At 61.7% G+C, this 21526-nt stretch carries 24 protein-coding genes and 1 pseudogene; 12 read left to right on the top strand and 13 right to left on the bottom strand.

Translation table 11 applies throughout. The annotated features are described in order from the left end of the window. Positions 1-154: 154 nt before the first annotated feature. Positions 155-283 carry a hypothetical protein gene (locus ACZ445_RS07475; RefSeq protein WP_259641595.1) on the bottom strand — a complete coding sequence of 43 codons (129 nt, stop codon included), beginning with the start codon at positions 281-283 and terminating at the stop codon, positions 155-157. Positions 284-357: 74 nt separating this feature from the next. On the opposite strand from ACZ445_RS07475, the pseudogene ACZ445_RS07480 reads away from it, so the two are divergent. Both ACZ445_RS07480 and ACZ445_RS07485 read left to right on the top strand, forming a co-directional pair. Beyond that, positions 358-1125 (top strand): annotated as a pseudogene (locus tag ACZ445_RS07480) (MCP four helix bundle domain-containing protein); the annotation flags it as partial. Positions 1126-1173: 48 nt separating this feature from the next. Then, on the top strand, positions 1174-1983 hold the full coding sequence (locus ACZ445_RS07485; protein ID WP_375166103.1) for a methyl-accepting chemotaxis protein: 810 nt from the start codon (positions 1174-1176) through the stop codon (positions 1981-1983). A gap of 5 nt (positions 1984-1988) precedes the next feature. Here the strand turns inward: ACZ445_RS07485 and ACZ445_RS07490 are convergent, their stop codons facing one another. The 9 genes from ACZ445_RS07490 to ACZ445_RS07530 all read right to left on the bottom strand — a co-directional run bounded on the left by ACZ445_RS07490 (position 1989) and on the right by ACZ445_RS07530 (position 9185). After that, positions 1989-2825: an SMP-30/gluconolactonase/LRE family protein gene (locus ACZ445_RS07490; RefSeq protein WP_058425331.1), complete on the bottom strand. Its 837-nt coding sequence runs from the start codon at positions 2823-2825 to the stop codon at positions 1989-1991. 141 nt (positions 2826-2966) lie between these two features. Next, a complete protein-coding gene (locus ACZ445_RS07495; RefSeq protein ID WP_179029557.1) occupies positions 2967-4892 on the bottom strand; it encodes a response regulator in 1926 nt (641 codons plus the stop codon). Beyond that, entirely contained in the window at positions 4882-5745 is an 864-nt protein-coding gene (locus ACZ445_RS07500) for a sensor histidine kinase (protein ID WP_179029558.1), read from the bottom strand. Before ACZ445_RS07500 ends, ACZ445_RS07495 begins: the two co-directional genes overlap by 11 nt. Then, positions 5738-6745: an ATP-binding protein gene (locus ACZ445_RS07505; RefSeq protein WP_081049267.1), complete on the bottom strand. Its 1008-nt coding sequence runs from the start codon at positions 6743-6745 to the stop codon at positions 5738-5740. Before ACZ445_RS07505 ends, ACZ445_RS07500 begins: the two co-directional genes overlap by 8 nt. Further along, positions 6736-7140, bottom strand: a complete 405-nt coding sequence (locus ACZ445_RS07510; RefSeq protein WP_058425131.1) for an ATP-binding protein — start codon at positions 7138-7140, stop codon at positions 6736-6738. Before ACZ445_RS07510 ends, ACZ445_RS07505 begins: the two co-directional genes overlap by 10 nt. Then, positions 7137-7499, bottom strand: a complete 363-nt coding sequence (locus tag ACZ445_RS07515; RefSeq protein ID WP_003233973.1) for an STAS domain-containing protein — start codon at positions 7497-7499, stop codon at positions 7137-7139. The genes ACZ445_RS07510 and ACZ445_RS07515 overlap by 4 nt, the downstream gene beginning before the upstream one ends. Before the next feature lie 2 nt (positions 7500-7501). After that, a complete protein-coding gene (locus ACZ445_RS07520; protein ID WP_179029559.1) occupies positions 7502-8353 on the bottom strand; it encodes an STAS domain-containing protein in 852 nt (283 codons plus the stop codon). Positions 8354-8457: 104 nt separating this feature from the next. Continuing rightward, complete coding sequence (locus ACZ445_RS07525) at positions 8458-8784, bottom strand: type II toxin-antitoxin system RelE/ParE family toxin (protein WP_464708171.1); 327 nt, start codon at positions 8782-8784, stop codon at positions 8458-8460. Continuing rightward, positions 8781-9185 carry a ribbon-helix-helix domain-containing protein gene (locus ACZ445_RS07530; RefSeq protein WP_445764754.1) on the bottom strand — a complete coding sequence of 135 codons (405 nt, stop codon included), beginning with the start codon at positions 9183-9185 and terminating at the stop codon, positions 8781-8783. Before ACZ445_RS07530 ends, ACZ445_RS07525 begins: the two co-directional genes overlap by 4 nt. A gap of 210 nt (positions 9186-9395) precedes the next feature. Between ACZ445_RS07530 and ACZ445_RS07535 the strand changes: the two genes are divergently transcribed. Next, on the top strand, positions 9396-10298 hold the full coding sequence (locus tag ACZ445_RS07535) for a LysR family transcriptional regulator (protein WP_058425128.1): 903 nt from the start codon (positions 9396-9398) through the stop codon (positions 10296-10298). Here ACZ445_RS07535 and ACZ445_RS07540 read toward each other — a convergent pair. Both ACZ445_RS07540 and tcuC read right to left on the bottom strand, forming a co-directional pair. Then, the gene (locus ACZ445_RS07540; protein ID WP_058425127.1) at positions 10290-11048 is read right to left on the bottom strand and encodes a substrate-binding domain-containing protein; all 759 of its coding nucleotides are present in this window, start codon (positions 11046-11048) and stop codon (positions 10290-10292) included. The genes ACZ445_RS07535 and ACZ445_RS07540 overlap by 9 nt on opposite strands. Continuing rightward, a complete protein-coding gene (tcuC, locus tag ACZ445_RS07545) occupies positions 11048-12352 on the bottom strand; it encodes an MFS transporter (protein ID WP_058425126.1) in 1305 nt (434 codons plus the stop codon). Before tcuC ends, ACZ445_RS07540 begins: the two co-directional genes overlap by 1 nt. A 196-nt stretch (positions 12353-12548) precedes the next feature. On the opposite strand from tcuC, the gene ACZ445_RS07550 reads away from it, so the two are divergent. The 9 genes from ACZ445_RS07550 to ACZ445_RS07590 all read left to right on the top strand — a co-directional run bounded on the left by ACZ445_RS07550 (position 12549) and on the right by ACZ445_RS07590 (position 20511). Further along, positions 12549-12692 carry a hypothetical protein gene (locus ACZ445_RS07550; protein WP_166794323.1) on the top strand — a complete coding sequence of 48 codons (144 nt, stop codon included), beginning with the start codon at positions 12549-12551 and terminating at the stop codon, positions 12690-12692. Between the two features lie 200 nt (positions 12693-12892). Then, on the top strand, positions 12893-13615 hold the full coding sequence (locus ACZ445_RS07555) for a GntR family transcriptional regulator (RefSeq protein WP_058425125.1): 723 nt from the start codon (positions 12893-12895) through the stop codon (positions 13613-13615). Continuing rightward, the gene (locus ACZ445_RS07560) at positions 13612-14400 is read left to right on the top strand and encodes an SDR family oxidoreductase (RefSeq protein WP_058425124.1); all 789 of its coding nucleotides are present in this window, start codon (positions 13612-13614) and stop codon (positions 14398-14400) included. Before ACZ445_RS07555 ends, ACZ445_RS07560 begins: the two co-directional genes overlap by 4 nt. 67 nt (positions 14401-14467) lie before the next feature. Further along, positions 14468-15400, top strand: coding sequence for a 3,5-dioxohexanoate:acetyl-CoA acetone transferase (gene kce, locus ACZ445_RS07565; RefSeq protein WP_058425123.1), 933 nt, complete (start codon positions 14468-14470; stop codon positions 15398-15400). Between the two features lie 65 nt (positions 15401-15465). Beyond that, positions 15466-16344: an SMP-30/gluconolactonase/LRE family protein gene (locus ACZ445_RS07570; protein WP_058425122.1), complete on the top strand. Its 879-nt coding sequence runs from the start codon at positions 15466-15468 to the stop codon at positions 16342-16344. Between the two features lie 73 nt (positions 16345-16417). Next, the gene (locus ACZ445_RS07575; protein WP_058425121.1) at positions 16418-17740 is read left to right on the top strand and encodes an MFS transporter; all 1323 of its coding nucleotides are present in this window, start codon (positions 16418-16420) and stop codon (positions 17738-17740) included. Between the two features lie 55 nt (positions 17741-17795). Next, the gene (locus ACZ445_RS07580; RefSeq protein WP_464704998.1) at positions 17796-19112 is read left to right on the top strand and encodes an MFS transporter; all 1317 of its coding nucleotides are present in this window, start codon (positions 17796-17798) and stop codon (positions 19110-19112) included. Between the two features lie 57 nt (positions 19113-19169). Further along, positions 19170-20093 carry a LysR substrate-binding domain-containing protein gene (locus ACZ445_RS07585; RefSeq protein WP_058425119.1) on the top strand — a complete coding sequence of 308 codons (924 nt, stop codon included), beginning with the start codon at positions 19170-19172 and terminating at the stop codon, positions 20091-20093. Between the two features lie 55 nt (positions 20094-20148). Further along, positions 20149-20511, top strand: a complete 363-nt coding sequence (locus tag ACZ445_RS07590) for a 5-carboxymethyl-2-hydroxymuconate Delta-isomerase (RefSeq protein ID WP_058425118.1) — start codon at positions 20149-20151, stop codon at positions 20509-20511. A gap of 3 nt (positions 20512-20514) precedes the next feature. Here ACZ445_RS07590 and ACZ445_RS07595 read toward each other — a convergent pair whose 3' ends face one another. Then, entirely contained in the window at positions 20515-21450 is a 936-nt protein-coding gene (locus ACZ445_RS07595) for a LysR family transcriptional regulator (protein WP_058425117.1), read from the bottom strand. Between the last annotated feature and the right edge of the window lie 76 nt (positions 21451-21526).

The following is a 21526-nucleotide window of genomic DNA, read 5'->3' on the forward strand; positions in this document are numbered from 1 at the left end:
CCAGGGTGAAGGTCGCCTGAAGCCAGGCGAAGGGGAGGGAATTGGGAGGCGATTATAGGAACCGATGCTGAAAATCGGGCAGGCGCTCGATTCGATAGTAATCATCAGTGCTATCGATGCGACGCTCTAGCCCGCACTGCATGACCAGTACATCTTACGCACATACTTCCAAAGCCTTGCCTACAGGCAGCGCGTTGCGATACCCCGGGCAACCTTTTTTTGTTGCTTTATTTTCCCCTTCTTTCTCAGCAGCAGAAATATTAAGTAGTACTTCCATCGACATCGCTAAAGTCCTGCCCCGGCGGGCCGAAACGCTCTCATACGACGTCGTATCCCCAATATGAGAGTCCCCTGAAAATGTCCCTTCGCAGCCTGTCCATCGCCCGCCGTGCGGGTCTGGGTTTCGCCTTGATTGCTTTGCTGGTGGCCCTACTGGGTTTTTTTGCGCTATCGAACATGGCAAGTATCCGCGCCAACGCGGTGCAGGTTGAAAGTGGGCTGGTGCCCAAGATGCGGCTGGTGGCGGATATTCGCGAAATCATGTTGCGCATTCGTACGATCTCTTTGCGCATGGCGTTGGACCCAAACCCCGCCAGCCTTGCACAGTACCGCAGCCAGATGGACACCCGTAGCCAGGACCTGACGAAAAGGTTGGTCGAGCTTGATGCGGTCATCGACACCCCTGAAGTGCGCTCGCTTTATGACCAGTTTCAGGTTTCGCTGCGCCTGTACCAGCAAGGTCTGGCACAGTCTTTCATCCTTGCCGATAAGCAGCAGGGCGCCGAGCTTAACAAGCTGCTGCTGGTGGACATGAAAACCGTGGTTGATGGTTCGGGTGCGCAACTCAATGCCCTGGCTGACTATTACAACGCGCAGATCAATCAGCAGGGTCAGGAGGCCGAATCGCAATACAGCCGTTCGCGCACCATGGTGGTCGGTTTCGTGCTGCTTGCCGCCTTGAGTACGGTGGCGCTGGCGTGGTTGTTGACTCGCAGCATTGTCGGTCCGTTGGGCCATGCGGTGCGGGCCGCCGAAAACGTGGCCCACGGTGATCTGACTCAAACGGTAGACGTGACCGGCGATGACGAAGTAACCCGCTTGCTCGTGGCGCTCAAGACCATGCAGTCCAATCTGCGCGGGACCCTGCAACTGATCCGCCAGTCGGCGGGGCAGATGGCGTCATCCGCCACCGACCTGAATGGCATCACCGATCAAAGCAGCCGCAGCCTGCAAAAGCAGACCGCTGAAATTGAACAGGCCGCCACCGCTGTAAACGAGATGACTTCAGCGGCGGATGAGGTGGCGCGCAATGCCGTTTCCACCTCCGAGTCCACTCGCCTCTCTAATGAAACGGCGCGCGAAGGCCAGCATCGTGTCGGCGAAACCGTCAGCGCTATCCAGGCCCTTAGTTCTAACATCGGTGAAACGTCGACGCTGGTGCAGAACCTCGCCGAGCAATCGCGCGATATCGGCAAGGTACTCGACGTGATTCGCTCCATTGCCGAACAGACCAACCTGCTGGCCCTCAATGCGGCTATTGAGGCTGCGCGGGCCGGCGAGTCCGGGCGTGGCTTTGCGGTCGTGGCTGATGAAGTGCGCGCATTGGCGCACCGTACCCAGCAATCAACCCTGGAAATCGATCAAATGGTGACCGCGATGCGCTCGGGGTCTGACCATGCACTCACATCAATGCAATCGAGTACCCAGCGTGCCACCGATACCTTGGCCTTGGCTGAGGGCGCGGGTGGTGCACTGAGCCAGATCACCGACTCCATCGACCAGATTCACCAGCGCAACCTTGTCATTGCCAGTGCCGCAGAGGAGCAGGCGCAGGTGGCCAAGGAAGTTGATCGCAACATCGTCAACATCCGCGACTTGTCTGCTCAGTCCGCTTCCGGCGCCGGGCAGATTAATGGATCGAGCCGAGAGCTGGCGCAGTTGGCCGTCGCGCTGAACGAGGCGGTGGCACGTTTTCAGCTGTAACGGGACTAGGGTGAAGGCGTGAGCCAATCGGACAGCAGTTCCAACACCCGATCTCTTCCGCCTTCGGCCACTAAATAGGCACCCGGACCGGTCCGCACAATCGACTGCGGCGCCTTCAGGAACGACAAAATTGTCCGCTGGTGCCCTTGCTTATCGATCAGCAACAGCCGCGCTCGGTGTGTGGAGTCTTCATTGATCCACAGCCCGCGCTCATCGCACATCAAAAACGTCGGCTTGTTCAGCTTGCTCAATACCACCGGGTCGCTGCCGTCTTCGGTCAGCTCACGTACCACACCTTTTTTCTTCTCGGTGTAGAGCATCCGACCGTCAGTACAACGCACGATGGACTCGCCTTCCTGCAGTTGGTCGCGCACCACGGTCAGGGTCTGGTCGCTCCAGCGATAACGCAGCAATCGCCCGACGGGTTTACGGTCTTCGATGGCATAGAGATCGTCGCCGTCATCCCACAAGCCTTGCACGTTCTCGCCTTTGAACAGTTCGGTGACGACGCCGTCCTTGAAGAAACTCACGGGCAGGTCGGCCGATTCCTGGCTGAACACCCAGCCGCCTCGGGTGGCGAACAGGCCGTCGGGTTTGGACAGGCTGGCCACCACCACGTCGCGGCTGCCGTCGGGGTGGATGCGTACGATGCTGCCTTTGGCGTTGTCGAGTTCCTGGCTGACCATCAGCGAGCCGTCCGCCAGGGGCATCAGTGAGGCGGCCTTGGGCACGTCGCGGTGCGCCACTTGGACACTCCACCCCTTGGCGGCACTGACGGGGTAGTAACTCTGCCAGGCAAAAAAGCCCAGGGTTGCCACGCACAGCAGGCCTGCTGCGCGCATGCCAAATCGGAGCGCCGGGTATTTTTTTGGAGCGTTGGTCATCGAGAGTTGCCAGCCGTCGGGGGAAAGATCGTCGACCACCCTACCAAGCTTGTCGCTGAACTTCACGCGTGGGAAACCCGTTGCCCCGCTTACCGGTGCCTAGTCCTGCTCACCCACGCCCTGTCTGATTTTTTCCAGCAACTCATCGATATGAAAGGGCTTGGTGATCAGGTCCATGCGTTCGCCCAGGAAGTTCTGGCGGTTGGCCGCATTCTCGGCGTAGCCGGTCATGAACAGAATCGGCAGGTTGGGATGCAGGGCGCGCGCGTGGTCGGCCAGCTCTCGGCCCGTCATGTACGGCAGGCCGACATCCGTCAGCAGCAGGTTGATGCCCGCATCAGCCTTCAGGATGACGATGGCTTCGTCACCATCGGCCGCCAGGCTGCAGCGGTAGCCGACGTCCGTCAGGACCTCGGCGACAAAACTGCGGACCGAGGGCATGTCTTCTACGATCAGTATGTGTTCACCCTTGCTGTTACCCGGCACCGCCACGGTCTTGGTAGCAAGGGTGGCGGGGCCGTCGGCGGCGGGGAGCATGAGGGTCACCTCGGTGCCCTGGCGGGTGACGCTGCGGATCTGCGCATCACCGCCGGACTGGCGGGCAAAGCCATAGATGGTCGACAGGCCCAGGCCGGTGCCCTGGCCCACGGGTTTGGTGGTGAAGAATGGGTCGAACACCTTATCGATCACGCTGTGCTCGATGCCCACACCGTTGTCCCGTACCGACAGTGCAACGTACGGTCCGTCTTCAAGCTTGAGGTTGCCGTTGGAGTACGATGGGTAAGTCGTCACCCAGATAATCCCGCCCTGGGGCAGTGCATCCCGCGCATTGATCACCAGGTTCAATACCGCACTTTCCAGTTGGATAGGGTCCACCAGCGCCACGGCGGGGTTGCTGGTCAACTCCAGCTTCAGGGCAATGTGTTCGCCGATGGTGCGCACCAGCAGTTCTTCCAGGGAGCGGATGTGTGCGTTGATATCGGTCGGACGGGTGTCCAGTGGCTGCTGGCGGGCGAAGGCGAGCAGGCGGTTGGTCAAGCCGGCGGCGCTCAGGGCTGAACTGAGCGCCGCGTCGGCATAACCCAGGACCTTGTCGGTGCGCTGGCTTTCGATACGCTTCTTGATCAGTTCAAGGCTGGTGATGATGCCCGTCAGCAGGTTGTTGAAGTCGTGGGCGATACCGCCGGTAAGCTTGCCCAGGGCATCCATTTTCTGGGCCTGGAGCAGTTGTGCCTCCGTACGTGCCAGCTGGCTGGCGGCGTTGGCCAGTTCGGCCTGCTGGTGACGCTCACGATGGCGGTGTTCGGTTACGTCCTCGACAAACACCAGGCTCAGCTCGGCGCGGTCATAGGGCGAAATCTGCCATTCGGTTTCGCGCAGTTGGCCATCGACCTTCATCTGCAGCGTGCCCTTCCAGCGCTCGCCTGCCGCCAGGCGCAGGCACAGCTCCTGGATAACGCTGTATTGATCGCTGGCGAAGCATTCGAGCAGGGCATCCGGGTTGAGGTTGTCGTGGATCAGTTGGGCGAAGGCGTGGTTGCACTCGTGAACCTTCAACTGCGCGTCCATCACCGCAATCGGTGCGCTGATATTGAAGAAGATTTCCCGAAAGCGCGCCTCGCTTTCGCGCAGGGCGTATTCGGTGTCGCGTACCCGCAGCAAGGTGCGCAAGGTCGCCAGCAGGACCTCGGGGTCTACCGGGTGGATCAGGTAGGCATCGGCGCCTGCGTCCAGGCCGGTGATGATGTCGCCGGTCTCGATGGACGCCGCCGAAACGTGCACCACCGGCAGCAAGGCCGTGGCCGGGTTGGCGCGCAAACCGCGCACGATATCGAAGCCGCTCATGTCGGGCAGGTTGACGTCCAGGATCAGTGCGTCGATCTTGCCCCTTGCGATCAGGTCGAGTCCTTCCTGGCCCGTGCCGGCTTCCAGTACCCGGTAGTGATGACGCTCAAGACGTCGGCGCAAGGCGTAGCGCGTGGCGGCGTTGTCGTCGACGATCAGCAGCTGGATGTCACGTTTCATCGACGGTCTCGCTAGCGATGGAAAAGGGAATGATCACAAAAAACAGCGAGCCCACCCCAGGTGTGCTTTCCACGCCCACCCGGCCACCGAGCAGTTCGGCGAAACGCTTGCACAAGGACAGCCCCAGACCGGTGCCGCGCAGACGTTTTTGCAAAGGCGAATCGATCTGGGAAAAGTCTTCGAACAGGTTGCTGTGCAATTCGGCGGGTATACCCAGGCCGGTGTCCTGCACCGCAAAGCGTATCTCGTGTTCATTCTCCATGCGCGCCGACACCCGCACTTCGCCCTGCGTGGTGAACTTCAGCGCGTTGGAGATAAAGTTGCGCAGGATCTGCGCCAGTTTCTTGTCATCGGTGTAGAGCTTGGGCAAGCCGGACGGCTCTTCGAAGATCAGGTCCACCGAGGACGCATCGACAATCGGCCGGAACATGCCGCGCAATGCCGAGAACAGGTCGAACATGTCGAACCAGGCCGGGGAAATGCTGATACGCCCGGCCTCGATCTTGGCCAGGTCCAACAGGTCATCGACCATCTCGCGCAGTTCGCGGGCCGAGTTGCGAATGAAGCCGACCTGGGTGTGCTGTTCCTCGCTCAACGGGCCGTCCAGCTCATCGGCCAGCAGGCTGGTGATGCTCAGGATCGAGCCCAGCGGTGTGCGGAACTCATGGCTCATGTAGGACAGGAAGCGGCTTTTGAGGTCCGATGCCTGGCGCAGTTGATCGGCCTGGGTGTCCAGTTCGGCATACAGCGCGAGCACGCCTTGGTTGGTTTCGTCCAACTCGGCACGCAAGGCGTCCGCCTCCAGGCGAAGGCGTTCGATTTCAGCGGCGAGCGAGGCAGGGGTGTCAGCCATCAATGGCCTCCAGGGCAATCACGAAGACCGTGACGTCATCCCGGCCGCGACAGAAGTCACGGTGCAGGACGGCGGCGATCAGGGCAGGGTGGCGGTGGACGAGCCCGGGGTAGTCCGAAAGGTTCCAGCGTGATTGCAGGCCGTCGCTGTAGAGGATCAGCAACTGGCCGCCGACTTGAGCGTAGTCGAAGGCATGCGCCTTGCGAAACTGCACACCGACGATCCCAGGATGGGACGCCAGGCCACGGGACTTGCCCGGCCCGATCAGGCTGGCGCCAATATTGCCCACGCCGGTAAACCTCAGGTGATCGGCCTCGGCATCGTACTGGGCCACAGCGAGGGCGCCGCCGCGAGTGCCGTTCATGGCAATGTGCAGATCGTTCATCAGCACCGTTGAATCCAGGAAGGCATCCTGGGCAAATACCACCTCTCCTGCCCGCGCGGCGTGCTCGGCATATTCGCCATGGCCGAGTCCATCGGCCACCATCACACTGAAACGACCGGGTTCGATTGCCAGGTGCCAGGCGTCCCCGCAGTGCGGGTCATCATGCAGTGAGTGCTGGCTGACCCCGTAGCGAATGTCTTTTGCAACTGAACCGCGCGAATACAACCTGGCCAGGATCGCCGTGCCGCGTTGATCGGCGTAGGCATCGAATACCTGGGCCAGGCGCGAAATCGCGCCCAGGCCAATGCCTTGGGTACCTCCGGTGGAGTAGCCGTCCACCAGGCAGCTGTTCAGGTCGAAGCCTTGGCCCCGGTCGATGGCGACCAGTTCGAGGCCGCCATTACCGGTGGTGCGCAAGTGCAGTTGGCCATGCTCGGCATGCTTGAGGATATTGCTGGCCAGTTCGGTTGCCACCAGGGCCACGCGCCCGGCATCGGTGTCGTCGAAACCCAATTGCTCGGCGAGCTGCTGCGCCGTGCGACGCGCATGGCCGATCTGGCTGGTGTCCTCAATCAGCAGTACATGCGTCAGGGCGCTGGGAATGTTCAGGCCCATCGGGTGATCGTCACGCGGGTGCCCTGGCCTGGCGCGGTCTCCAGTTCAAATTCATCCACCAGGCGCTTGGCCCCGGTGAGCCCCAGGCCCAGGCCGCTGCCGGAGGTCCAGCCATCGGTCATTGCAAGCTTGAGATCGGGAATGCCCGGCCCTTCATCGCGAAAAGTCAGGCGCACGCCGGGTCGGTGGTCTTTTTCGACCATTGCCCAGTCCATGTAGCCGCCCTTGCCATAGACCACCGTGTTGCGCGCCAGCTCGCTGACCGCCGTGACCAGCTTGGTCAGGTCGATCAGGCGCATGCCGCAGTCCTGGGCCAGTTTGCGTACGAGTTGTCGAGCCAGCACGACGTCCTGTTCGATCAGCACCGGGTGGGTGCCATTGCTGGCTTGGGTCATGAGTGTTCTACCCGGTCACGCAGCAGTTTCATGCCGCGCTCGACATTCAGCGCCGTCGCCACGCCAGGCAGGTTCATGCCCAGTTCCACCAGCGTAATGGCCACGGCCGGTTGCATGCCCACCAATACGGTCTGGGCATCCATGATGCGTGACAGGCCGGAGATGGTACCGATCATGCGTCCGATGAACGAGTCGACCATGTCCAGCGCCGAGATATCGATCAGAACGCCGCGGGCGGAGGTGCGGCTGATGCGCTCGGACAAGTCGTCCTGCAACGTCAGCGCGAGTTGATCGTGCATGTCCACCTGGATGGTCACGAGCAAGAACTCGCCCATCTGCAAAATAGGGATGCGTTCCATGCTTAAACGGCCTTGGTGACGGTGACGCCTAGGCGTTTGAGGGAGAGTGCCAGCGCGTCGGCCAGGTTGGCCTTGGTGACCACGCCTTGCAGGTCAAGGCCCAGGTGCACGATGGTCTGCGCGATTTGCGGGCGTACGCCGCTGATGATGCAATCGGCGCCCATGAGGCGGATGGCCGTGACGGTTTTCAGCAGGTGCTGGGCCACCAGGGTGTCGACGGTCGGTACGCCGGTAATGTCGATGATCGCGATTTCCGCGCCGGTGTCGACGATGCGTTGCAGCAGCGACTCCATCACCACCTGGGTGCGTTGCGAATCCAGGGTGCCGATCATCGGCAGGGCCAGGACGCCGTCCCACAGTTTGACCACCGGGGTGGACAGCTCCAGCAACTCTTCCTGCTGGCGCTTGATCACCGACTCCCGGGATTTCTGGAAGGTGCGGATGGTGTGCATGCCCAGCGCATCGAGCAGTTCGGAGATCTTCAGCAGTTGTTCGGCCAGTTGTGCCGGTTGGTCGGCATATTCTCGCTGCAGCAGGACGAACAGCGGACCCTTGAGGGCGAAGATAAAGCTGGCGGTCTGTTGCGAGTCCTGGCCGGCGAGGGCGCGACTGTGGGACAACTTTTCCAGGAATACGCGGGTTTCTGCCCAGTTTTCATGGTCGGTGTTCTGCGAGTTGCCTTGTTGCAGGGCTGTTGTCAGCAGGTTCAGGAACTCCTGGGTTTGCTGTTTGACGTCATCGCCTTTGATGTTGCGCGTCGCCCCTGAGGTATCGAGGCTGGCATTCCATTCAGCAAGGAGGGCGCTGCGATTGTCCTGCAGGGCCTGGATTGTGTGCGTTTGCAGAGTTGCCACGGGGAACCTCCTTGAATGCCATCGATGGGAATCGCGCAATTTATACTAAAACGAACTGTTTAGAATTGTTTCCGGTGGAATCGTTCACTGGTGGCACTGCGACATTAATCGGCGGTGGGCCCCTCTTGCTGTGACAGCACGGCGTAATCCTGGCCGCCGTAGAAAACTCCCAGAATCGACACCCTCCGCGCACGGGCATCCACCCTGAATGCGATGACGGTGGAATGCCGATAATGCGTAATGCGCAGGCCGGGCAGTACGTCGTCCCGGCGGGCGCCTCGCAAAGGAAACAAGGCCAGGTTTTCGCAGCATTCCAGGAGGTTGTCGACGAAGCGTGCAGCGACCAGCGGGGAGCCGGTATTGCTGATGTAGTCTTCAAGGGCGTCAAGTTGGGTCAGTGCCTCGGGCGAAAAGGTCACTGAATACTTCACGTTCTATCGTGGCCTTTGCGCTGGCGTTTGGTGGCCAGGTGCTCGCGAACCTGCTCGACCGATAACGCCCGGCCGGGGTCGTCTTCGAGCTCAACGGCGGCGGGGATGACCTGGTCGCGCAGCCATTCATCCATGGCGCGATCCCGTGCCAGCAAGGCCCGCAGGCCGTCGCGGATCACTTCGCTTTCGGTGGCGTATTCACCGGCAGCGACCTTGGCCTTGACCAAGGCAGCCATTTCGATGGGCAAGGTGATGCTCATTTGCTGGGTTGAGCGCATTTGGACGTCCGCCAGGGGTGGGTAGGATTCAATCCTACTTGACCATTGGCGTGATGCAAGAAGCATCTGGTCAAAGCCGATATCCGGCGTCTCGTCGTCCATCCAGAAGTGATAGGTTTCCATGAGTGAGTCCATCTCCCGTTGTGTAGGTCAGGCCGCAAGTATTGACCCATTTCGACGATTGCGTGGTCGCGGGCAGCCAATAACTCGCTGATATGTATGACTTCATATTTGTAGCAGGGTTATTACGGCAAACCGGTCCTGGCACACATGGCGCCCCACCCGCTCCCATACGATAATGCCCACCACCTCGACCACTCTGGCCTCACTCCCGTGATCATCAACTTCGACCTCAACGACCTCCAGGCTTTCCGCGCCGTGGTAGACAAGGGCAGTTTCCGTGGCGCCGCCGAGGCTATCCGGATCTCGCAACCGGCCCTCAGCCGACGCATTGAAAAGCTCGAAACCGCCCTCGATGTAAAACTGTTCGAACGCACCACCCGGCGTGTCAGCCTGACCATGGTCGGCCGCGCCTTCCTGCCGCAGGTGGAGCGCATGCTCGATGACCTCGATGTGGCGCTGATGGGCATCAGCAACGTCGCGTCCACGCGCATGGGCAATGTCACCATCGCCTGCGTGCCGTCCACCGCCTACTACTTCATGCCTCACGTGATCTCCGAGTTCCACAAGCTGTACCCGAAGATTCGCCTGCGCGTACTGGATGCCAGTGCCGGTGAAGTGTGCAATGCGGTGGAGAGTGGCGAGGCGGATTTCGGCGTGAGTTTCAGCGGCAGCCTGGCCGATGAGGTGGAGTTCGAGCTGTTGCTGCAGGAGCGTTACGTGCTGGCCTGTCGTCGTGACCACCCGCTGGCCCAGCGTGAAAGCGTGGCCTGGGCCGAAGCCTATGAGCACGACTACATCACCGTGGACAAGACCTCCGGCAACCGTTTCCTGCTCGACCAGGCCTTGCGCGGCGTGCGGGTGAAAAAACCGAGCATCTGCGAGACGCACCACGTGACTACCATGATCGGGCTGGTGGAGGCGGGGCTGGGGGTGGCGATGGTGCCGTCGATTGCGATGCCGGCGGTCGAGCATCCGATTCTGGTGAGCGTGCCGCTGGTGGAGCCGCAGGTGATGCGCAATGTGGGCTTGATAAAACGCCGCGGGCGGACCTTGCCGCCAGCGGCGCTGGAGTTGGAGCGGTTGGTGCGGGAGATGCCGTTCCGGTCAGCGTGACACCGAATCCAGCCCGGTGGATTGCACCACCGGTTGCACCTCGGGCGAGGCCAGGAATTGCAACAACGCCTTGGCCTGCTCCGGGTGTTCGGCGTTGACAGGTATGCCCGCCGCAAAGCGCGTCACCGATTGCACGTCTTCCGGGATCTTGCCGACGTAGGTCACACCGGGCACCGGCAACAATTCCGCGACCTGCTGCAAGCCCACTTCGTAGTCACCCTTGGCCACCTGTTCGGCCACCGGCAGGCGTTCGATCATGGTGCCCTTGGCGGGCATGCCGAGCTTCTTGAACAGCTCTTTCTCGACATACACACCGCTGGCGCTGTCCGAATAGGCTACCGACTTGGCTTTGCTGAGGGCCGCTTTCAATTCGGCATCGGTGCCGATCGCCGGTTTGACGGCGCCGGCCTTCACCACCAGGCCGATGCGCGAATCCGCCAGCTCCACGCGGGAGGCCGGGTCGACCTTGCCCTGCTTGATCAAGTCGTCCAGGGCGTAGCCGACCATGATCACCACGTCGGCGTGTTCGCCTCGGGCCAGGCGGTTGGGAATCGCTTCCGGTGCCTTGCCCATCGACGGGCCGAGGATGGTGTCGAGGGTGTCGCCGCTGTGCTTGGCGTATTGTGGGCCGAGCAATTTATACGCGGCGGTGAAACCGCCCGAGGTCATCACCTTGAGCTGTTCGGCCTGGGCCGACAGCGCCAGGGCGCCGAGGGCCAGTGCTGTCAGGGTCTTGAACAGAAGCTTCATCACGCGGCCCCCTGCATCACTTGGCCACGGGCATTGGCGCGACGATACAGCGCCAGGGTCGAGCACAACGCGCACAGGGCGGCGAACATCATCCAGTAGGCCGGCGAGGCCTTGTCTTCGGTGATGTGGATGAACCAGGTGGAGATCGCCGGCGTGAAACCGCCGAAGATCGCGGTTGCCAGGCTATAGGCCAGGGAGAAGCCCGCCACGCGCACTTCCACCGGCATGATTTCGGTGAGGGCCGGGATCATGGCGCCGTTGTACATGCCGTACAGGAACGAGAACCACAGCAGGGTTTCCAGCATGTGGGCGAAGCTCGGTGCGTTCACCACGTAGGACAGTGCTGGGTAGGCCGTGAGAACGGTCATCGCAGTCATGGCGATCAGCACCGGCTTACGGCCGAAACGGTCGCTCAACGTACCGCCGATCGGCAGCCAGACAAAGTTCGACACCGCCACCAGCAGGGTCACCAGCAGCGCATCGGACGTGCTCAGTTGCAGCACGGTCTTGCCGAAAGTCGGCGCGTACACGGTGATCAGGTAGAACGCGGTAGTGGTCATGGCCACCATCAGCATGCCGCCGATGACCACGGTCCAGTTTTTCACCAGGGTCGCCATCACTTCGCGCATGGTCGGGCGATGCTTGCGGTTGGCGAACTCTTCGGTTTCCTGCAGGTTGCGACGCAGCACGAAGATGAACGGGATGATCACGCAGCCGATAGCGAACGGAATGCGCCAGCCCCAGTCGGCAACCACCGACGGTTCCATCCACACGTTCAGGCCATAACCCAGAGCAGCGGCGACCACGATGGAGATCTGTTGGCTGCCCGATTGCCAGCTGGTGTAGAAGCCTTTGCGGCCTGGGGTGGCCATTTCGGAAAGGTACACCGACACACCGCCCAGTTCCGCACCGGCCGAGAAGCCTTGCAGTAAACGACCGACCAGCACCAGCAGCGGTGCCCACAGGCCAATGGTGTGATAGCCAGGCACCAGCACGATGAGCAGCGTGCCGCTGGCCATGATCGACAAGGTCACGATCAGGCCTTTGCGGCGACCGACGTCATCGATATAGGCACCCAGGATGATCGCGCCCAACGGACGCATGAGGAAGCCTGCGCCGAACACGGCGAAGGTCATCATTAATGACGCAAACTCATTAGCGGCAGGGAAGAACGCGGCAGCGATGTAGGTGGCGTAGAAGCCGAACAGAAAGAAGTCGAACTGTTCGAGGAAGTTGCCCGAAGTAACGCGGAATACCGCACCCACTTTCGAGCGGGCAGAGTCGGGTCGGGTAGGGCTAGTCATGGTTTTGTGTCTCCAGCGTTCTTTTTAAAGTGCTTGTTTCGCTTAAGACCTCGAATAGTGGCTGACACATTTAGAAATGATAAGTGACAAATTTGGATGGATTGATGTTCATTGGCTATTAATCGGCTATAAGCCAAAAATGCATTGGCTGTTCTATGCTTAAGACGTGACCAATTCTTAAGGACGGGAGGTGGTAATGACGGACCAACAGAAACGGCGGGACGAGCCGGAGCGTGAGCAACCCCGGCGGCATGAGGAAGAAAAACCGCAGACCTGGAAACATCCCGATGATGGCACCGAACTTTCAGAGCGCGACCAGGAGCGTCCGCTGAAACCGTAATATCAGGATAAGCGCGGTCAAAATGTGGGAGTGGGCTTGCCCGCGAAGACGGAGTGTCAGTCAACAATGCTGTGACTGATCAACCGCTTTCGCGAGCAAGCACACATTCGTCTGCGCATTCTTGAATGGGAAACTATTTGACATATTTGATTTGTGATCACATATTGAGGCCATAAGAACGACAACACAGGTTTTGCCTCATGACAGATGGTCCGCTCCTCCTGCCCACCCTGCGCCAGGTGTCCCGTGATACCTTGCAAGACCAGGTCTACCGCCAGATCCGCGAAGCGTTGATGAGTGGCCGTTTCCAGCCTGGCCAGAAACTCACTATCCGCGGCCTCGCCGAAGCCCTCGGTTCCAGCCCGATGCCGGTGCGCGAAGCCCTGCAACGCCTCAGTGCCGAAAACGCCTTTGAAGTCACCGAGACCTCTCGTCTGCGCGTGCGCTTGATGACGGTCGAACGCCTGCGTGAAATTCGTGATGCACGTGTCGCCCTCGAAGGGCTGCTGGCGGAAAAAGCCGTGCTGCGCCTGCAAAAGGCCGACCTCGACGAAATCACCGACCTCTGCCAGCAAATGCAGCACGCCGCCGACGAAGTCGACGTGTCGCGCTACCTGTGGACCAACTTTGCGTTTCACCGGCGCATCTACGCCGTGGCCCAGGCCGAGTTGACCATGGCCGCCGTGGAAAACTTCTGGCTGCACATGGGCCCGTGCTTTGCGCTGGTCGCCCCGGATAAAGCTCACCTGCAACGCTCGATGGAGGCGCACACGCGCATCGTCGAGGCGCTGGCGGCCCGCGATGGTGCCGGCGCCCGTGCGGCGGTGACCGATGACATCATGCAGGCCGCCGACTCCCTGGCGCGCCTGCTCGTCAAGAACGACCGTTCGCGGTCGTCTGCTTCAGGAGGTAAACGTGCATGAGTGTCCTACAGCGGCTGCAGCCTTATCCTGGGTTACGTGTGTTGATTTCCGGCGGGGCTGCCGGCATTGGTGAAGTGCTGGCGGCGGCGTATCTGGAAGCCGGTGCCCAGGTGCATGTGTGTGACGTGAGCGAGCCGGCCCTGGCCGCGTTTCGCGACAAGTACCCCGGCACCGTCGCCACCCGCGCCGACGTCAGCGATGCCGCGCAGATCGAAGCGGTGTTCACGGTGCAGCGCGAGCATTTCGGCGGCCTCGATGTGCTGGTCAACAACGCCGGAATAGCCGGGCCTACCGGCGGTATCGATGCGATCAGCGACGCCGAGTGGCAAGCCACCATCAACATCAATCTCACTGCGCAATACCGCTTTGCCCATCATGCGGTGCCGATGCTCAAGGCCTCTTCCCACGGCCACCTGCTGCATATCGCCTCGGTGGCGGGGCGCCTGGGCTACGCGTGGCGTACGCCCTATGCGGCGACCAAATGGGCCATCGTCGGCCTGATGAAATCCCTGGCCTCGGAGCTGGGCGAGAGCGATATCCGCGTCAACGCCTTGCTGCCCGGCATCGTCGAAGGCCCGCGCATGGACGGCGTGATCCGCGCCCGTGCCGAGCAGGTCGGCGTGCCCGAAGCCGAGATGCGCCAGGAATACCTCAACAAAATTTCCCTCAAACGCATGGTCAGCGCCGAAGACGTGGCCGCCATGGCCTTGTTCCTCTGTTCGCCCGCCGCACGCAACGTGACCGGCCAGGCGATCAGCGTCGACGGTAACGTCGAGTACCTGTAAGCCACGGAAGAACACATCGCGCTGCACCCAGGATTTTTTTCATAAGAATAAAAGTCGGAGAGTCGTCATGCCCAAAATACGTCCTGTCATCATCACCTGCGCCGTTACCGGTGCGATTCATACGCCGTCGATGTCGCCGCATTTGCCGATCACTGCGCAGGAAATTGCCGACGCCGCCATCGGTGCCGCCGCAGCCGGCGCCGCGATTGTCCACCTGCATGCCCGCGATCCCAACGATGGCCGCCCAAGCCAGGACCCGGCGCTGTTCGCCGAATTCCTGCCGCAGATCAAGGCCGCCAGCGACGTGGTAATCAACATCACCACCGGCGGCGCGCCGACCATGGGTGTGGAGGAGCGCCTGCAACCGGTGATGCAGTTCAAGCCGGAACTGGCCTCGTTGAACATGGGCTCGATGAACTTCGGCCTGTACGAAATGCTCAACCGCTTTACCGACTTCAAGCACGACTGGGAGCGGCCGTACCTGGAAGAAAGTGACGATCGGATCTTCCGCAACACCTTCCGTGACATCACCCATATCCTTAATTCCTGTGCCGAGAACCGCACGCGGTTCGAGATCGAGTGCTACGACATCGGCCACCTCTACACCGCCGCGCATTTCCTGGAACGCGGCCTGCTCAAGCCGCCATTGTTTATCCAATCCGTGTTCGGTTTGCGCGGTGGCATCGGCGGGCATCCGGAAGACCTGGCCCACATGCGGCGTACCGCCGACCGCCTGTTTGGCGACGACTATGTGTGGTCGATCCTCGGCGCCGGGCGTGGGCAGATTCCGCTGGCGACCATGGGCCTGTCCATGGGCAGCAATGCGCGTGTCGGCCTTGAGGATTCGCTGTGGGACGGCCCGGGCAAATTGGCCGCGTCCAACGCCGATCAGGTGCGACGTATCCGTACGGTGATCGAGGCACTTGGGCATCGGGTCGCCACGCCGGATGAAGCGCGGGAAATCCTCGGGCTCAAGGGGCGCGACCAGGTCAATTTTTAATTCGAAAAACCGCCGCGTCATGGCGCGGCCTGCATCCCGCACAACAACAATAAGGGGATCACACCATGCGTATCGAAGTGCTTGTCGACGTCAAGACCACCCTGGGCGAAGGCCCGGTGTGGGACGTCGAGCAACAACGCTTGTATTGGATCGACAGCGCCGACGGCCGCATCCTGCGCTGCACCGACGATGGCCGCGAACTGCGTGCCTGGGAGGTCGGCCAGAAAATCGGCTCCATGGCCCTGCGCCATAACGGTAAGTCGGCGATTGTCGCGCTGCAAAACGGCGTGCACACCCTCGACCTTAAAAGCGGCGGGCTCAACCTGGTCATCGACCCGGAACCGCACCTGCCGGATAACCGCCTCAACGACGGCAAGGTCGACCGCCAGGGCCGCTTCATCTTCGGCTCCATGGACACCCAGGAAGACAACGCCAGCGCCAAGCTTTACCGCCTGGACGCCGACCTGAGCCTGCACGCCCTGGACGAAGGCATCATCGTGTCCAACGGCCCGTGCTGGAGCCCGTCGGGCGAGACCTTCTACTTCTGCGACACCTGGTCCGGCGAGATCTGGGCCTACGACTATGACCTGGCCACCGGCAATGTGTGCAATCGCCGCACCTTCGCCAAGGTCGACACCTCGGGCGGCGGTGCTGCCGACGGTTGCACCGTGGATGCCGAGGGCTGCCTGTGGCAAGCCTTGGTCTACGCCGGAAAACTGGTGCGCTACACCCCCGACGGCCACGTCGACCGCATCATCCCGATGCCGGTGAAGAAGGTCACCAGCCTGACCTTTGGCGGGCCGAACCTGGACACCCTGTTTGTGACCTCCATGGCCAAGCCGCCGCTGCCGCGTTTTCCGGCAGACGGCCAGCAGCGCGGAGCGCTGTTCGCCATTACCGGGTTGGGCGTGCAAGGAATAGCCGAGCGACGGTTCGCCAGCTAGCGCGTGTGTGTGACAAGGCATATTCCTTCGCAACCTTGTGTCAGTGCGCGCCCTCGCGCGCCTGGAGAGGCCCATGGCAACTATCAAAAAAGCGTCGCTGCGCAGCATTCACCGGCATTCCTGGGTGTCGCTGCTGGTCTGTTGGATGATCTGGATCCTCAACGCCTACGACCGTGAGATCGTGTTGCGCCTGGGGCCGACCATCTCCAAGCACTTCGATTTGTCCGCCGACCAATGGGGCACCGTGGCCACGGTGGTCATGCTGGCCCTGGCATTGCTGGATATACCCGGCTCCATGTGGAGCGACCGTTACGGCGGCGGCTGGAAACGTGCGCGCTTCCAGGTGCCGCTGGTGCTGGGCTACACGGCGATCTCGTTTCTGTCCGGCTTCAAGGCCCTGAGCGGCAACCTGGCTACCTTCATTGCCCTGCGCGTCGGGGTAAACCTCGGCGCCGGTTGGGGTGAGCCGGTGGGGGTGAGCAACACCGCCGAATGGTGGCCGGTGGAGCGGCGCGGCTTTGCCCTGGGGGCGCACCACACGGGTTACCCGATTGGCGCGATGCTCAGCGGTATCGTCGCGAGTTTCGTCATCACCGTGTTCGGCGAGGACAACTGGCGCTACGTGTTCTTCTTCGCCTTCGTGGTGGCGCTGCCGCTGATGATCTTCTGGGCGCGTTATTCCACCGCCGAGCGCATCACCGCGTTGTACGTCGACATCGCCGCCAAGGGCATGACGCCACCGGACAATGCTCCGGCCAGTTCGGTGAAGGGCGACGCGTGGCGCACCTTTGTCGCCACCTTGCGCAACCGCAATATCGCCCTCACGGCGGGCAATACCATGCTTACGCAGGTGGTGTACATGGGCGTGAACATCGTGCTGCCGGCCTACCTCTACAACATCGCCGGGCTGTCGCTGGCCGAGTCGGCGGGGATGAGCGTGGTGTTCACCCTCACCGGCATTCTCGGGCAACTGGTGTGGCCGTCGCTGTCGGACATCATCGGTCGGCGTACCACCCTGATCATCTGCGGGGTGTGGATGGCGGCGAGTGTCGGCGCGTTCTACTTCGCCAACACCCTGACCCTGATCATCGTCGTGCAACTGCTGTTCGGCCTGGTGGCCAACGCGGTGTGGCCGATCTACTACGCGGTGGCCTGCGACTCGGCCGAGCCGTCGGCGACGTCCACCGCCAACGGCATCATCACCACCGCGATGTTTATCGGCGGCGGCCTGGCGCCGGTGCTGATGGGCAGTCTGATCGCCATGGGCGGCGGCTGGACCACACTGCATGGCTACACCGTGTGTTTCTTCGTGATGGCCGGCTGTGCCCTCGGCGGCGCGCTGCTGCAACTGTTTTCCCATCGCCCCCAGGCGTTGGCCCTGCAACTCGACTCCTAGAACAACACCGATGCGCCCCCCAGCCCGGCTGGCGGGGCGCCAAGAGGAACTGCCGATGACTACCGCCACCGCCGCCCGCACCCCGCAGGCGTTGAACAAACTGATGTTCGTCAAGCTGATGCCCTTGCTGATCATCGCCTACATCCTGAGCTTCCTGGACCGCACCAACATTGCCCTGGCCAAGCATCACCTGGACGTCGACCTGGGCATTTCCGCCGCCGCCTACGGGCTGGGCGCGGGGCTGTTTTTCCTGACATATGCGCTGTCGGAAATCCCCAGCAACCTGATCATGCACAAGGTCGGCGCGCGCTTCTGGATCGCGCGGATCATGGTGACCTGGGGCCTGATCTCGGCGGCCATGGCCTTTGTGCAGGGCGAGACGTCGTTCTACGTGCTGCGCCTGTTGCTGGGCATCGCCGAAGCGGGGCTGTTTCCCGGCGTCATGCTGTACCTGACCTACTGGTTCAACCGTGAACAACGGGCGCGGGCCACCGGTTACTTCCTGCTCGGCGTGTGCTTCGCCAACATCATCGGCGGCCCGGTGGGCGCGGCCTTGATGCGCATGGACGGCCTGCTCGGCTGGCACGGCTGGCAGTGGATGTTCCTGCTTGAAGGCCTGCCGGCCGTGGCGTTTGCCTGGGTGGTGTGGTGCAAGCTGCCAGACCGCCCGAGCAAGGCGCCGTGGCTGTCGGTCGAGGAAGCGCGCGGGATCGAACAGCGCATTGCCCGGGAAAGCGAAGAAGGCGCAGGCGCGGGCGGTCACTCGCTGAAGAACTGGCTGACCCCGCAGATCCTGCTGGCGATCTTTGTGTACTTCTGCCATCAGATCACCATCTACACGGTGATCTTTTTCCTGCCGAGCATCATCAGCAAATACGGTGAACTGAGCACCATGAGCGTCGGCCTGCTGACCTCCTTGCCGTGGATCGCGGCCGCACTCGGCGCGCTGCTGATTCCGCGTTTCGCCACCACCCCAGGGCGTTGCCGCCGCTTGCTGGTCACGGGCCTGTTGACCATGGCGTTGGGCCTGGGCATTGCCTCGGTGTCGGGGCCGGTGTTCAGCCTGCTCGGTTTTTGCCTGTCGGCGGTGGTGTTCTTTGTGGTGCAGTCGATCATCTTTCTGTACCCGGCTTCGCGCCTCAAAGGCGTTGCGCTGGCGGGCGGGCTCGGGTTCGTCAACGCGTGCGGGCTTTTGGGCGGGTTTGTCGGGCCGTCGGTGATGGGCGTAATCGAGCAAAGCACCGGCAATGCCATGAACGGCCTGAAAGTCATTGCGTTGGTGCTGGTGGTGGCGGCCGTGGCGGCCCTGCGTTTACGCATGGGGCACGAGCCTGTGCGTGGTGCGCAGGCCAGCGAAGCGTCCTACACGTAGACGCCAGCAACGGGCCTTTCTAAACTGCGGCTTGTCTTGGGGAAAGGGCAGGCGCCGATGAATCGCAATGAACTACGCAAAGCCGACATCAACCTGATGGTGGTGTTCGAGGCGCTGATGCTGGAGCGCAACGTGACGCGGGTGGCGGAGAAGCTGTTTCTCGGCCAACCGACCATCAGCTCGGCCCTCAACCGTTTGCGTACCTTGTTCAACGACCCGTTGTTCATCCGCGTCGGCCACCGCATGGAGCCCACCGCGCGGGCCGAGGAGATCATCCAGCACCTGTCGCCGGCGCTGGATTCGTTGTCATCGGCCTTGAGCCTGACCCACGATTTCGACCCGTCGATCAGCACCATGACCTTTCGCATCGGCCTCTCCGATGATGTGGAGTTCGGCCTGTTGCCACCGTTGCTGCGTTCCCTGCGCCAGGAAGCGCCGCAAGTGGTGTTCGTGGTGCAGCATGTGGACTACTGGCGCATTCCCGACCTGCTGGCCTCCGGCGATATCACCGTCGGCATCACCCAGACCCGTGGCCTGCCGGCGAATGCCAAGCGCAAGCTGCTGCGCCATATCCGCCCGCGCATCCTGCGTGCCGATGCGTCTGAAACACCGCTGACCCTGGATGAATATTGCTCACGGCCCCATGTGCTGGTGTCCCACACCGCCAACGTGTCCGGGTTTGCCGATGAGTGGCTGGCGGAGATCGGCCGCAAACGCCATGTGGTGCTGTCGGTGCCGCAATACAGCGCGCTGCCGGCCTTGCTCGCCGGCACTGACCTGATCGCCAGCCTGCCGGACTACACCGCCGAGGCCATGGCAGTGTCGGGCCACCTGTTCTGTGAGCCGTTCCCGTTCGAAACGCCGACCCTGGATTTGTCGATGGTGTGGCTCAGCCACGTGGACACCGACCCGGCTGAGCGCTGGGTACGTTCGCGGCTCGAAGCGTTTATGAGCGACAGAGGGCTGGCGGCCAAAGCCTGATGCTTTTATCCGTGGTATATCTAGGAATCTTCCTACCAAAGACTCGGAGTCATCCATGCCACACCTGCACCTGGAATACACCGCCAACCTGACAGGCCTCGCTGTCGAGAAGACTCTGTTGCGGCTCAACAACGTGCTGATGGCGTCCGGGCAGTTCGGGTCCGAGTTCGATATCAAAAGCCGTGCGGTCAAGGTGGAGACGTTCCAGGTGGGCACCTCCCTCGACCCGCGTGGGTTTATCGCGGTGAAGCTGTCGCTGCTCAGCGGGCGCTCACCGCAGGTCAAGAAGCAGCTGTCGGAAAGCCTGCTGGCAGCCTTGCAGGATTTGGGTGATTGGCCGGAGGAGATTCAGGTTCAACTGAGTGTCCTGTTGGTCGATATGGACCGCGACTGCTACAGCAAGGTCGCCGTCGGCTAAGGTTTACAACAAACCCTGATCCGCACACACCTTCACCACCTGCTCACGAAACCAGGTATTGGCGCTGTCCTGTTCGCTGGTTTCGTTCCACTGCATCTCCAGGGTGAACCCCGGCAACCCGTTGGGCACTTCGCAGTGGCCGAACGTGGTGGCGGGGGCCAGCAACTTTTGTACGCGACGCGGCAGGGTGACGATGAAGTCGGTGCCGGTGATCATCTTCAACGCTGCGCTGTAGCTGTTGGCGCGGGCAATCACCTGGCGCTTGTGGGCCTGGCGCGCCAGCCAGCCGTCGATCATGTTGGTGTCGGAGGTCCACGGCGTGGGGAACACGTGGCGCCGTTCGACGAAAGATTGCAGGCTGAAGGCCGGCTCCCGTGGCGCCGAGCGTTTATCGAACACGCACACCAGGTCGTCTTCGAGCAGCATCTGGGTGCGGAAGTCCTTATGGGCGCGGTGGAAATTGGGGCCGAAGCAGATCACCAGGTCGAGGCGGCCTTCACGCAGGTCGTCGGCGGGGATGTCGGTTTCCAGCTTTTGCACATTGACGATCACTGGCAGGTCGGCACGGTCGAAGTGCTTCAACAGGCGCGGCAGGATCAACTGTTCGAAGTATTCCGGCGCGCACACGTTGAACGTCACGGCCTTCTGGGTCGGGTCGAAGGCCTGGCCACCGGCGTGGCACAGGTTGATGCTTTCGAGGATCTTCTGCACATGCCCGTACATGGTGGTGGCCTTGTACGTTGGCCGCATGCCCGCCCGTGTGTTGATGAACAACTCGTCTTCAAAACTGGTGCGCAGCTTCTTCAGGCTGTAGCTCACGGTGGACTGGCTGACAAACAGTGTTTCGGACACCTCGGTAACGCTGCTCTGGTCGTAGACGGCGATAAACACCATCAAGTCCTGCATATCGAGCTTTCTGAGCAAGTTACTGTTTAGCATCGGTTTCGTCCGTAAACCTGTTGTACCGAACTCAGTACAAGACAGCGCAAAAGCTTAACGGAACGAGCGTGCCATT

This window comes from Pseudomonas allii, assembly GCF_055380095.1.